At 74.1% G+C, this 12,061-nt stretch carries 12 protein-coding genes; 7 read left to right on the forward strand and 5 right to left on the reverse strand.

Going from position 1 to position 12,061, the window contains the following annotated elements; translation table 11 throughout:
- Positions 1-25 precede the first annotated feature (25 nt).
- Positions 26-1,177 (forward strand): sensor histidine kinase, encoded by a 1,152-nt coding sequence (locus J3P41_RS19140; protein ID WP_210648845.1) that lies wholly within the window; start codon positions 26-28, stop codon positions 1,175-1,177.
- Positions 1,174-1,824: a response regulator transcription factor gene (locus J3P41_RS03575; protein WP_307861808.1), complete on the forward strand. Its 651-nt coding sequence runs from the start codon at positions 1,174-1,176 to the stop codon at positions 1,822-1,824. The genes J3P41_RS19140 and J3P41_RS03575 overlap by 4 nt, the downstream gene beginning before the upstream one ends.
- A 21-nt stretch (positions 1,825-1,845) precedes the next feature.
- Here the strand turns inward: J3P41_RS03575 and J3P41_RS03580 are convergent, their stop codons facing one another.
- Together J3P41_RS03580 and J3P41_RS03585 are read right to left on the reverse strand one after the other, a co-directional pair.
- On the reverse strand, positions 1,846-2,121 hold the full coding sequence (locus J3P41_RS03580) for a MoaD/ThiS family protein (protein WP_210648846.1): 276 nt from the start codon (positions 2,119-2,121) through the stop codon (positions 1,846-1,848).
- The gene (locus J3P41_RS03585; RefSeq protein ID WP_210648847.1) at positions 2,121-2,573 is read right to left on the reverse strand and encodes a Mov34/MPN/PAD-1 family protein; all 453 of its coding nucleotides are present in this window, start codon (positions 2,571-2,573) and stop codon (positions 2,121-2,123) included. Before J3P41_RS03585 ends, J3P41_RS03580 begins: the two co-directional genes overlap by 1 nt.
- Positions 2,574-2,682: 109 nt before the next feature.
- Between J3P41_RS03585 and J3P41_RS03590 the strand changes: the two genes are divergently transcribed.
- Positions 2,683-3,921: an MFS transporter gene (locus J3P41_RS03590; protein WP_210648848.1), complete on the forward strand. Its 1,239-nt coding sequence runs from the start codon at positions 2,683-2,685 to the stop codon at positions 3,919-3,921.
- Between the two features lie 26 nt (positions 3,922-3,947).
- On the opposite strand, the gene J3P41_RS03595 is transcribed toward J3P41_RS03590, so the two are convergent.
- From J3P41_RS03595 to clpS, 3 genes are read right to left on the reverse strand one after another with little or no spacing between them, the layout of a single operon-like run.
- Positions 3,948-5,153, reverse strand: coding sequence for a DUF429 domain-containing protein (locus J3P41_RS03595; RefSeq protein ID WP_210648849.1), 1,206 nt, complete (start codon positions 5,151-5,153; stop codon positions 3,948-3,950).
- A gap of 37 nt (positions 5,154-5,190) precedes the next feature.
- Positions 5,191-5,781 (reverse strand): DUF2017 domain-containing protein, encoded by a 591-nt coding sequence (locus tag J3P41_RS03600; RefSeq protein WP_210648850.1) that lies wholly within the window; start codon positions 5,779-5,781, stop codon positions 5,191-5,193.
- On the reverse strand, positions 5,782-6,087 hold the full coding sequence (clpS, locus tag J3P41_RS03605; protein WP_210648851.1) for an ATP-dependent Clp protease adapter ClpS: 306 nt from the start codon (positions 6,085-6,087) through the stop codon (positions 5,782-5,784). It abuts the gene before it with no gap.
- An 18-nt stretch (positions 6,088-6,105) separates the two neighbouring features.
- On the opposite strand from clpS, the gene J3P41_RS03610 reads away from it, so the two are divergent.
- The 4 genes from J3P41_RS03610 to J3P41_RS03625 all read left to right on the forward strand — a co-directional run bounded on the left by J3P41_RS03610 (position 6,106) and on the right by J3P41_RS03625 (position 12,058).
- On the forward strand, positions 6,106-7,395 hold the full coding sequence (locus J3P41_RS03610) for a nicotinate phosphoribosyltransferase (protein WP_210648852.1): 1,290 nt from the start codon (positions 6,106-6,108) through the stop codon (positions 7,393-7,395).
- 53 nt (positions 7,396-7,448) lie between these two features.
- Entirely contained in the window at positions 7,449-10,181 is a 2,733-nt protein-coding gene (locus J3P41_RS03615) for a LuxR family transcriptional regulator (protein ID WP_210648853.1), read from the forward strand.
- An 82-nt stretch (positions 10,182-10,263) separates the two neighbouring features.
- Positions 10,264-11,397 carry a methyltransferase domain-containing protein gene (locus J3P41_RS03620; protein WP_210648854.1) on the forward strand — a complete coding sequence of 378 codons (1,134 nt, stop codon included), beginning with the start codon at positions 10,264-10,266 and terminating at the stop codon, positions 11,395-11,397.
- A gap of 85 nt (positions 11,398-11,482) precedes the next feature.
- On the forward strand, positions 11,483-12,058 hold the full coding sequence (locus J3P41_RS03625) for an isochorismatase family protein (protein WP_210648855.1): 576 nt from the start codon (positions 11,483-11,485) through the stop codon (positions 12,056-12,058).
- Positions 12,059-12,061 lie beyond the last annotated feature (3 nt).

Below are 12,061 nucleotides of genomic sequence, written 5' to 3' on the forward strand. Positions count from 1 at the left end.
CCGGATGTCCTGCCAGGATGGCGTCGTGAGCGAGGAGCGGTGGATGGCCTGGTTGCCGTTCGGGCTGCTCGGACTCGCCACCGCGGTCGCCACGACGGCAGCGCCCGCTCTCGGGGACGACGCCGCCGACGTCCGGTGGACCATCGCGCTCAGCGCCGTCACGGTGCTGTGGATGCTCGCGACGCCGCGGCCGAGCGCACTCCACTACGTCGGACGAACCGCTCTCGCGTTCGTGCTGACCTGGCTCAACCCCTTCTACGGGGTCTTCGGCTTCGTCGGCTTCCTCGACGCCTACGAGTCCCTGAAGGGGCGCTGGGTCTACGTCGGCATGCTGGTGGTCGGCGTCACCCAGGCCGGGTCCCAGTCCGGCGGCTTCCCGCCCGACGACGCGACGCAGATGTGGGTGTTCCTCGCCCTCATCGGGCTCAACGCGGGCCTGGCGACCGCCTTCATGAAGATGGGCATGCGCACCGAGGAGCGCAACGCCGAGCTCGAGCGGCTCAACACCGAGCTCGAGGCGGCGCTGGCCGAGAACGACGCGCTGCAGGAGCGGCTGGTCGAGCAGGCGCGGCGCACCGGCGTCCAGGAGGAGCGGGCCCGGCTGGCCCGGGAGATCCACGACACCACCGCGCAGAGCCTCGCCGGCATCGTGACCCAGCTCGAGGCGGCCGTCGGCGGGGAGCGTCAGGAGCGCGCGCTGCGGCTGGCGCGGGAGGCGCTCGCCGAGGCCCGCCGCTCCATGCAGGACCTCTCCCCCGGCGACCTGGACGGCGCGACCCTGCCCGATGCGCTGGCCGGTGCCGTGGCGGCCTGGTCGTCCGACCACGGCGTGCGCGCCGACGTCGTCGTGACCGGTGACGCCGTCGCCCTGCACCCCGAGGTCGAGGCGACCGTGCTGCGCATCGCGCAGGAGTCGCTGACCAACGTCGCCAAGCACGCCGGCGCCGCCCGGGTGGGAGTGACGCTGTCCTACGACGGCGACGAGGTCGTGCTCGACGTGCGCGACGACGGGGTGGGCTTCGACACCTCCGCCCCCGCCGGGTCGAGCTCCTTCGGCCTGCGCGGGATGCGCCAGCGGGTCGCGCGCCTGGCCGGGGACCTCACGCTCGAGTCGTCGCCCGGACGCGGCACCGCGGTCTCGGCGCGGTTGCCGGCCCTGGCCCGGGAGGCGGCGTGAGCGCTCCCCCGCCGCCGGCCCAACCCGTCCGGATCGTCGTGGTCGACGACCACCCGGTGGTGCGCGACGGCGTGCGCAGCATGCTCGCCGCGGTGAGCGGCTTCGAGGTGGTCGGCGAGGCCGCCAGCGGCCCGGAGGCGGTCGAGCAGGTGCTGGCCACGGATCCCGACGTCGTGGTGATGGACCTGCGGATGCCCGGGGGCGGCGGCGTCGACGCGGTCCGGACCCTGCGCGAGCGCGGCTCGCGGGCGGCGGTGCTTGTCCTGACGACGTACGACACCGACTCCGACACGGTGGCCGCGATCGAGGCCGGCGCCACCGGCTACCTGCTCAAGGACACACCCGCGGAGACGCTCTTCGCCGCCGTCCGCGCGACCGCGGCGGGCGAGACGGTGCTGTCCCCGGCCGTGGCCTCCCGGCTGGCCTCGCACGTACGCCGTCCCGCCGCCTCCGGGGTGCTGAGCGCGCGGGAGCGGGAGGTGCTCGCCCTGGTGGCCCGCGGCCGGTCGAACCGGGTGATCGCCGAGGAGCTGTTCGTCAGCGAGGCGACGGTGAAGACCCACCTCGTGCACGTCTACGAGAAGCTCGGCGTGAGCGACCGCGCCGCGGCGGTGGCGACGGCGTACGAGCGCGGGATCCTGGGCTGAGCCGGCCCGCGACTCAGCCGGTCAGCAGCCGCCGGCGACGGCCGGCAGGACGACGACCTGGTCGCCGTCGGAGAGCTCGGCGTCGAGGCCGCCGATGAAGCGCACGTCCTCGTCGTTGATGTAGACGTTGACGAAGCGGCGCAGGTCGCCGTTGTCGACGAGGCGGTCCTTGATGCCGGGGTGGCTGCTCTCGAGGTCGTCGATGAGGGCCGTGAGGGTCGACCCGGACGCCTCGACCGCCTTGGCGCCGTCGGTGTAGGTGCGAAGGATCGTGGGGATGCGGACCTCGATGGCCATCAGGGGGTGCTCTCTTCCGTGGGCGTGATCGTGACGTCCTCTTCGGTCACGACACCGTCGATGATTCTGTAGGACCTGAACTCCACCGGGCCGTCGGTATTCCCGCCGTCCGCGTCGAAGCAGTCGCGGGTGCTCACCAGCACGTAGTGGGCGTTCGGCTCGCTGGCCAGGTTGATGTCGGTGCGGCTGGGGTAGGCCTCGGTGGCGGTGTGGGAGTGGTAGACGACCACCGGCTCCTCGTCGCGCGCGTCCATGTCCTTGTAGAGCGCGAGCAGCTCGGTGGAGTCGAACTCGTAGAACGTCGGGCTGCCGGCGGCGTTGACCATCGGCACGAACCGCACCGGGCGGTCGCTGCCCTCGGGGCCGGCGACCACGCCGCACGCCTCGTCCGGGTGGTCGCGCTTGGCGTGCGCCACGATGGCGTCGTACGTCTCCTGGGCGATCCTCAGCACGTCGACAGCCTAGGCAGGCCACCGATGCGGACCGTGCCCGTCTCACGACATAGTCTTGACGTCAAGACAACTACGGGCGGGCCAGGAGGCGGATGTGACGGTCGGTGACGTGACGGCTCCGCTCACCCGCCGCGGGCTTCCGCTCGACCCGGACCTGCGGGTCCTGGCGCTGGGCTCGTTCGCCAACCGCTTCGGCTCGGGAGCCGTCGTCACGACGAGCGCGATCTACTTCACCCGCCACGTGGGCTTCACCGCCGCCGAGGTCGGGATCGCCTTCGCCGTCGCGGGAGTCGTCGCGCTGCTGGTGCAGGTCCCCGCCGGCCAGCTCGGCGACACCCTCGGTCCGCGCCGGATGCTGACGGTCTTCATGGTCGGGGCGGCGCTGGTCGCCCCGCTCCCGGCCTTCGCCCGGGCGCCGTGGTCGCTCGCGCTGCTCCTCGCACTCCTCACGCTGTTCGAGCGCTCGGCGGGCGCGGTGCAGCAGGGCGTGATCGCCCAGCTGGCCACGGGCCGGCGCGGGGTGATGTTCAAGGCCTACCTGCGCGCGGTCACCAATTCCGCGATCGGCCTGGGCTCCGTCTTCGGCGGGGCCGCGCTGGTGGTCGACGAGGAGTGGGCCTACGTCTCGGTGTTCTTCCTCAACGCCGCCTTCACCGCGGTGGCCGCCTGGAACTCCACGCGGCTGCCCGACCTCCCGGCGTACGTCCGCGCCGAGGGTGAGCCCCGGCTCGCGGTGCTGCGCGACGTGCCGTTCGTGGTGATCACCCTCGTCACCGGCGTGTTCTCGCTGCACTTCACGATCATGGAGCTGGGCATGGCGCTCTACATCGTCGAGCGCACCGAGGCGCCGAAGGTGATGGTCGCGATCCTGCTGGTCGTGAACACGATCGCGGTGACGTTCTTCCAGGTGCGCCTGTCCCGCCGCGCCGACTCGGTGACCTCCGGCGCCCGCGCGCTGCTGACGGGCTCGCTGTTCATCGCCGTCGGCTTCGCCGTCGTGGCGTTCGCCGACCGGGGCGACGCGACCACCGCCGTCGTTCTGCTGGTGGTCGGCTCGCTGGTCCACGTGGTCGGCGAGATGATCGGCTCCGGCGGCCAGTGGGGCCTGCAGATGGGGCTGGCGCCGCACGAGCGGCAGGGCCAGTACCAGGGGTTCGCGGGCCTCGGCTTCAGCATGACCGCGGTCATCGGCCCGCCGATGGTCGCCTACTTCTGCGTCGACCTCGGCGAGGTGGGCTGGCTGCTGCTGGCCGGGCTGATGGTCGCGACCGGTCTCGTGGCGATCCCTGCCTCGCGCTGGGCGCTCGCCTCCCGTGAGCGCTACGGCGTGACGACCCACTCCGGCTGACGACCCACTCGAGTCGACGGCCCGCTTCAGGCGCGGATCGCCGCCGGGATCTGGTCGCTGAAGACCTCCGGGGTCGCCGGGAAGGACTCCGCCACGCCGAGCGAGTGCCGCACCGCCGACCAGGCGGCGGCGCAGGCGTCGAGCAGGTCGTCCTCGGCGAACCCGGCGCCGCGGAACCACGGCGGCGCGACGATGCCGTGCGCCGCCAGCGCCTCGCGTCGCGCCCGTACGCCGTCGGGGTCCTTCTTGCGCGCGATCACCGGCGAGCCGGCCATCCGCGCGAAGCTCACCTCGGGGTGCACCTCGATGACCGGCACCCCCGGTCGCGCCCGGACCCAGGCGTCGACCTGCAGCACCTTCTCGCGCAACGCGTAGGCCTGGGCGCTCACGCTCGTGCGCCCCGCGGTGGCAGTGAGGTTCGCAGCGCGCGCCTCCTCGTACGTCGCGGCCTCGAGGGCGGCCCGCACAGGAGTGGAGAACACCGACGAGGCCTTGCCGACGAGGACGCGTCGGGCCTCGGCGTCGGCGCGACGCCCGCCGCTGTCGGGCAGGCCGATGGGGATGTCGATGGCGACCAGCGAGACGTCGTGCTTCTCCCGGGCGAGCTCGACGAGGCCGCCGATGGTGGCGTCGACGAAGACCCACGGCCGCCGTGCGGTGTCCAGGACGACGCCGACCCAGCCGCCGGAGCACGCGTCCACGCCGAGGACCGGACGCTCCGGCGACAGCGCCGGCGGCGGCTCGGCACCCGCCTGGTCGGCCGGTGCGACGAAGCGTGCCTCCCGCTCATCGCTCAGCGCCGCCTCGATCCGGGTCAGCATGACCTCGCTCATGGCCGGCAGACCGTCCACCGGCCACCACTGCACGTCGGTGGACTCGTCGTCGGCGACGTGCGCCTCGCCCTCCAGCCACGTGCAGGCGAAGGTGAGGTCGAGGTACGTCGCCCGGTCGCCGTTGACGTGCACGATCTCTCCGTGCGCGGCGGTCGAGACGAGCCGGTCCACCCGGATGCGGACGCCGGCCTCCTCCATCGCCTCTCGCGCGGCGGCGACGGCGGGCTCCTCCCCCGGGTCGGGGATGCCGGTCACGGGCGTCCACTGGCCGTTGTCGGAGCGCCGGACCAGCAGCACCTCGTTGCCGCGGCGGATCACGGCGGTGACGCCGGGCAGCCACAGCGGGTCGTGGCCGATCTTCTCGCGGATCGCGAGGACGAAGTCGGGGACGGGGCTCATCCGCTGCTCACCCGCCCGGTGCGGCGCCGGACCGGCCTCATGCGGTGAGGGCCTCGACGACCGTCTCCTGCAGGTAGCCCACCCACTCGTAGATGTCGTGCGCCTGCGCGCGCGGGTCCTCGTCGGGCAGCGAGTGCCAGTAGTCCTCGTCGCCGGCCTGCACGCCGAGCCGGGTCGCCAGGGCGAGCCGGATGTCGGTGAACGCGCGCATCCACGTCTCGGCCTCCTCCGGGGTCAGCTCGACGTCGATCACGAGCCCGTCCTCGGTCAGCTCCGGTGGCAGCCCGGCGTCCTCGAGAGTGTCGATGATGAGCCCCGAGGCCGCGGCCTTGCCGTCGCGCAGGCCGCTCTCGGTGAAGCGGCGGAAGTCCGCCGCGGACTCCGCGTCGTCGGGGTACGCCGTCGGGAACAGGCGGGCGAGGACCGGGTCCTCGGGGATGGTCGTGGCTCCGGAGAACTCCACCATCAGCGCCTCGAACGGGTCGGCCGTCGGGGTGGCCGGCTCGGCGCGCTCGTTGCGCAGCAGCTCGACCATCTGCGACGCCAGCGAGCGCAGCAGGTCGGCCTCGAAGCCGTTGAAGGTGGCGATGATGCGGTCGGAGCGCACGTGTCGTTCGAAGCCGCTCACTCAGGACGCCCTCTCCATGGTCGCCCACAGCCCGTACTCGTGCATCGCCTGCACGTCGCGCTCCATCTCCTCGCGCGTGCCGGTCGAGACGACCGACCTGCCCTCGGTGTGCACCTCGAGCATCAGCTTCTCGGCGGTGGCCTTGTCGTAGCCGAAGTACTTCTGGAAGACGTAGGACACGTAGGACATGAGGTTGACCGGGTCGTCCCAGACGAGCGTCACCCACGGCTTGGACAGGTTGGTGATCTCGTCAGGGGACAGGGTCGGCTCGACCTCGACGGGACTGGCGGCTGACACGGGGCCCATCGTGGCACAGTGTGGGTCGTGACCAGCCCGACGGCGTTGCTGACCGACCACTACGAGCTCACGATGGTCCAGGCCGCGCGACAAGCGGGCACGGCGGAGCGCCGGGCGGTGTTCGAGCTGTTCCCGCGCCGGCTGCCGCAGGGCCGCCGCTACGGCGTGGTCGCCGGGGTCGGCAGGGCGCTGGACGCCATCGAGTCGTTCCACTTCGACGCCGCCGCGCTCGCGGCGCTGGAGGGCGTGGTGGACGCCGACATGCTCGACTGGCTCTCCTCGTTCCGCTTCGGCGGCGACGTCTGGGGCTACCCGGAGGGCGAGGCGTTCTTCCCCTACTCCCCGCTGCTCGTGGTCGAGGGCAGCTTCGCCGAGGCCGTGCTGCTCGAGACGGTGCTGCTCTCGATCTACAACCACGACTCCGCGATCGCCTCCGCCGCGTCGCGGATGACGCTGGCCGCGGGTGCGCGACCGTGCATCGAGATGGGCTCGCGCCGCACCCACGAGCAGGCCGCCGTGGCCGCTGCGCGGGCGGCGTACGTCGCCGGGTTCGAGGCCACGAGCAACCTGGCCGCGCGGGCGATCCACGGCGTGCCCTCGACGGGCACCGCCGCCCACTCGTTCACGCTGCTGCACGACACGGAGGCCGACGCGTTCCGCGCCCAGGTGCAGACCCTCGGCGTCGGCACCACGCTGCTCGTGGACACCTACGACGTGGCCGAGGCGGTGCGGCTCGCCGTCGAGGTGGCCGGGACCGAGCTCGGCGCGGTGCGCCTGGACTCCGGCGACCTGGGTGAGATCGCCCGCGAGGTGCGCGACCAGCTCGACGCGCTGGGCGCCACCCGGACGAGGATCGTGGTCACCAGCGACCTCGACGAGTACGCCATCGCCGCCCTGGCCGCGGCGCCGGTGGACGCGTACGGCGTCGGCACGCAGCTGGTCACCGGGTCCGGACACCCGACCTGCGGGTTCGTCTACAAGCTGGTCGCCCGCGAGGGCGAGGACGGCCAGATGGTCTCGGTGGCGAAGCGGTCGACGGACAAGGGGTCCATCGGCGGCCGGAAGTACGCCCTGCGCCGCCGCTCCCCCGGCGGCGTCGCCGAGGCCGAGGTGGTCGGGATCGGCGAGCCGCCGCAGGACGACGGCGACGACCGCCCGCTCCTCGTGCCGCTGGTCCGCGCCGGCGAGGTGGTCGGCCGCGCCACCCTCGAGGAGGCGCGGGCGCGCCATCGCGGCTCGATCGCCGAGCTCCCGCGCGCGGTGACGATGATGTCGGCCGGCGAGCCGGCGATCCCGACGGTGCACGTCGGCGGCTGAGCGCCCGCCTTCTCCCGGTGCCCAGCGGGGTCCGAGCCTGCCATCATGGCGAGATGGGTCTCGTCGCACGGGAGCCGGAGCTCGCCGTCATCGATGGCGTGCTCGCCCGTGAGCCCACCGACACGCGGGCGGTCGTGCTCGTCGGGCCGCCGGGCATCGGCAAGACGAGCCTGTGGGAGGAGGCGGTGGCCGACGCGGCCGCCCGCGGCATGCGCGTGCTCGTCGCCCGTGCCTCGGCGGCGGAGACCGGACTCCCCTTCGCCGGCGTGATCGACCTGCTCGACGGCGTGTCCGGCGAGGACCTCGCGGACGTCCCGCCGCCGCAACGCCGCGCGCTCGAAGTGGCGCTCTACCGCGCGGAGCCCGGCGAGCACGCACCGACCGACCAGGTGGTGTCGCTGGCGCTGCTGTCCACCCTCCGGGCGTTGGCGCGGCGCGCCCACGTGCTGGTCGCGGTCGACGACGCGCAGTGGCTCGACCCGTCGTCGCAGGTGGCGCTGGCCTACACCGCACGCCGCCTGTCGCACCACGTGACGCTGCTCCTCTCCCGCCGACCGGCCACCCCGACCCCGGTCGAGCAGGCCGTCCCCGAGCACCGCGTCGACCGCGTGCCGGTCGGCGCGCTGAGCCTCGGCGGCACCCGACAGGTCCTCGCGGCGCGGCTGGGCCTCAGGCTGCCGCACCACCTGCTCCGCCGCGTCTACGACACGACCCTGGGCAACCCGCTCTTCGCCCTCGAGGTCGGACGGCTGCTCGCCAGACGCGACCCCGAGCGGCTCGGCGACGAGCTGCCCGTGCCGGACGCCGTGGAGGAGCTGCTCGGGCTGAGGGTCGCTGACCTGCATCCGGCGGCACGTCGGGTGCTGCTCGCGCTGTCCCTGGCGGCGGACCTGCTGCCCGACCAGGCGGCGGTGCTCGCCGGCGACGACGGGGTCGACCGGGCAGTGGCCGCCGGTGTGGTCGAGGTACGCGGCGACCGGCTCCGCCCGACACACCCCCTCCTGGCCGAGGCGGCTCGGCGCGCCGCTCCGGCGCAGGACGTACGCGCGCTGCACGCCGAGCTCGCGCGGATCTCCACCGACGACCAACGCCGCGCCCTGCACCTGGCCCTCGCGGCCACCGCACCCGACGCGGCCCTCGCTGCGCGACTCGACGGCGCGGTGCTGCGGGCGACGGCCCGCGGGTCCATCCGTCTGGCCGCCGACCTCGCCGCGCACGCGCTCCGGCTCACGCCGGCCGGCGACCCCGACGCCACCCGCGTCATGGCGCTGGCCAAGCTGCTGCAGATGGCCGGTGAGAAGCAGCGGCTCACCGAGCTCCTCGCGCCCCGTGCCGCGACGCTGCCGGACCGGACCGACCGGGTGCGTGCCCACCTGCTGCTCACCGGCGGCGTGGTGCACGGCAACGACGACATCCTCCGCCTCCTGCAGCGCGCGCTCGACGAGGCGGGTGACGACAACGGGCTGCGGCTGCGGGTGCTGTGCCACCTGGCCGAGAACGAGGCGGTCATCGAGGTGCGCAACGTCGAGGTCGCCGACCGGAGGGCGGGCGAGGCCGTCGTGGCGTCCGCCGCGGGGTCGGCCGGCGACCAGCGGCTCGCCCTCTACACCCGCGTATGGACCTCCGCCCTCCGCGGCCGGCCGCTCGACGACCTCCTCGAGCGCTACGAGGCGCTCGCGAGCAGGTCGACCTACCTGGCGCGCACCCCGGGCCGGGTGGCCGGCCAGCAGCACGTGTGGCGCGGCGAGCCCGGCCCGGCGCGGGCGCGGTTCGAGGAGTTCCGCTCGCTCGCAGCCGCGCGCGGCGAGCCGTCGCCGTACGCCCTGGCGCGGCTGCACCTGTGCGAGCTCGAGCTGCGCGTGGGCCGCTGGGACGCCGCCGAGGCGCTCCTCGACGAGTGGGCCGCCTCGACCGACAGCAGCCTGCTCCACTGGCCGATGTACGAGCGGTGCCGGAGCCTGCTGGCCGCCGGCCGCGGTGACGTGGTCCAGGCACGCGAGTGGGCGGAGCGGGCCATCGACCAGGCCGAGGAGACCGGGATCCGCTGGGACTGGCTCGAGTCGACGCGCGCGCTGGGCGTCGCGGCCCTGCTCGACCGCCGGCCGGACGAGGCGGTCCGGCACCTGCGGACGGTGTGGGAGCACACCCGGCGCGAGGGCGTGCTCGACCCCGGAGCCTTCCCCGTCGCACCGGACCTCGTGGAGGCGCTCGTCGACGTCGGCGACCTCGACGCCGCCCGCGCCGTCGTCGACGTGCTGGCCGACGCGGCCGACCTGCAGGACCACCCCTGGGCGCGCCTGGCGGCCCGGCGCGGTGCCGCGACGCTCATCCTCGGTGCGGGCTGGTCGGACGAGGCGGCCGATGAGCTCGCCCGCGCGGCGAGGGACTACGGCCAGCAAGGGCTGGCCGCCGACGCGGCGCGCACCTGGCTCGTCCTCGGGCGCGCCCAACGGCGGTCCCGCAAGTGGGGCGCCAGCCGGGAGTCGCTCGAGTGCGCGGCCGGCTCCTTCGCGACGATGGGAGCACCCGGCTGGGCCGCGGCTGCCCGCGCCGAGCTCGAGCGGGTCGGTGCCCGGCGGCCCGGGGGCGGCCGGCTCACGGCGACGGAGCGCCGGGTGGCCGAGCTGGCCGTCGAGGGACTGGCCAACAAGGAGATCGCCCGCGCCCTCGTGGTGACTGTGAGCACCGTCGAGTTCCACCTCCGCAACACCTACGCCAAGCTCGGGATCCGGTCGCGAAGAGAGCTCGCCCAGAGCCTGCAGGAGATCGACGAGCCAGTGTCCTGAGCGGTCGGCTGGGGTTCCCGGGGTCAAACCCTGGGGTCTCCCGCAGTTTCGGCGGGCACGCGCGACGAGGACCGTGGTGGTCATGGCCGAGTACCTCGTCGAGCTGTACGTCGCGCAGGGAGACCACACCGCCGCCCGCCACCACGCCGTGTCGGCGGAACGGGCCGGCACCCAGCTGGCCCGCGAGGGCCGGGCGGTGCGCTACGTGCGGTCGATCTTCGTCCCTGAGGACGAGACGTGCTTCCTGCTCTACGAGGCGGACTCGGCCGATCTGGTCGCCGAGGCGGTGGTCCGGGCCGGGCTGCGGCCCGAGCACGTCTCGGCGGCAGCCACGTCCGTCGCCGGCGCACAGGAGTCGCCGGATGGCACCACGAGAGGAACCCACATGACCAGCACCACCACCAGCAGCACCCCCGACCTCACCGCGCTGCGCGACAAGCAGCAGAAGATCTGGAGCAGCGGCGACTACAACAAGATCGCCGCCCTCACCGTGCCGGTGTCCGAGCACCTCGTCGACCACGTCGGCGTGGGGCCCGGCGACCGGGTCCTCGACGTCGCCACGGGCACGGGGCACGTCGCCCTCGCCGCCGCCCGGCGCTCCGCCGAGGTCGCCGGCATCGACTACGTCCCGGCCCTCCTCGCCGTCGCCCGGCGCCGTGCCGCGGCCGAGGACCTGGCGGTCGAGCTCACCGAGGCCGACGCGGAGCACCTACCGTACGACGATGCGGCGTTCGACGTCGTCCTGTCCGCGATCGGCGTCATGTTCGCCGCCGACCACGACGCTGCGGCTCGCGAGCTCGTCCGCGTGACCCGCCCCGGCGGGCGCATCGGGGTGGCGAGCTGGACCCCGGAGGGGTTCGTCGGCGGCATGCTCCGGGCGGTCGGCGCGCACGTCTCGCCGCCGCCCGGGGCGCAGCCCGCCACGCGGTGGGGGACCGAGGAGGTCGTCGCCGGCCTGTTCGGCGAAGAGGTCGCCGACGTGCGCTCGGTGACCGCCACGGTCACCCAGCGCTTCGCCCACCCGGAGGCCTTCGCCGACCTGTTCCTCACCTACTACGGGCCGACGTTCGCCGCGGCGGGTCGGCTGGACGACGAGGGGCGCGCCGCGCTCCGCGCCGACCTCGTCGCGCTCGCCGAGTCGCACGACCGCGGGGAAGGAGCTTGCGGTCTGGTGTGCGACTGGGAGTACCGCATCGTCACGGCGACCCGCCGCTGACGGCACGGGCCAGCGACCCGAGCAGCCCTCTCGCCGCGTGGCGGGAGGGCTGCTCCTGCGCCGTTGGCGGCGCTAGCCTCGGGGCATGGCACGGGCACTGATCGTCGTCGACGTCCAGAACGACTTCTGCGAGGGCGGCTCCCTCGCGGTGGTCGGCGGTGCCCGCGTGGCCGCCGACATCAGCGAGCTGCTGCACCGCCGCTCGGCCGATGACGCTGACGCGCCGGCGTACGACGTCGTGGTGGCCACCAAGGACCACCACGTCGATCCCGGCGACCACTGGGCGGCGAAGCCGGACTTCGTCACCTCGTGGCCGGTGCACTGCAAGGTGGGCACCGAGGGCGCCGGCTTCCACCCCAACCTGGACCCGCAGCCCTTCGACGAGGTGTTCTACAAGGGTGAACACGCGGCGGCCTACTCGGGCTTCGAGGGGCGTACCTCGGCCGGTGAGGGCCTCGCCGACTGGCTGCGTGCGCGAGGGGTGACGGAGGTCGACGTGTGCGGGATCGCCACCGACCACTGCGTGCGCGCGACCGCGCTCGACAGCGCGGGCGAGGGTTTCGGGACCCGGGTGCTCACCGCACTGTGCGCCGGCGTCGCCGAGGACACGACCGCCGCCGCGATCACCGAGATGGCCGGCGCGGGCGTCGAGATCGCCTGACCG

It is taken from the genome of Nocardioides sp. SYSU D00065 (genome assembly GCF_017916425.1).
GTDB lineage: Bacteria > Actinomycetota > Actinomycetes > Propionibacteriales > Nocardioidaceae > Nocardioides.

Bases quoted from the DNA above. Each gene is read 5' to 3' on its own strand.
- J3P41_RS03580 (WP_210648846.1), bottom strand. From the start codon at position 2,121: ATGGCCATCGAGGTCCGCATCCCCACGATCCTTCGCACCTACACCGAC.
- J3P41_RS03595 (WP_210648849.1), bottom strand. From the start codon at position 5,153: ATGAGCCCCGTCCCCGACTTCGTCCTCGCGATCCGCGAGAAGATCGGC.
- clpS (WP_210648851.1), bottom strand. From the start codon at position 6,087: ATGGGCCCCGTGTCAGCCGCCAGTCCCGTCGAGGTCGAGCCGACCCTG.
- J3P41_RS03615 (WP_210648853.1), top strand. From the start codon at position 7,449: ATGGGTCTCGTCGCACGGGAGCCGGAGCTCGCCGTCATCGATGGCGTG.
- J3P41_RS03620 (WP_210648854.1), top strand. From the start codon at position 10,264: ATGGCCGAGTACCTCGTCGAGCTGTACGTCGCGCAGGGAGACCACACC.
- J3P41_RS03625 (WP_210648855.1), top strand. From the start codon at position 11,483: ATGGCACGGGCACTGATCGTCGTCGACGTCCAGAACGACTTCTGCGAG.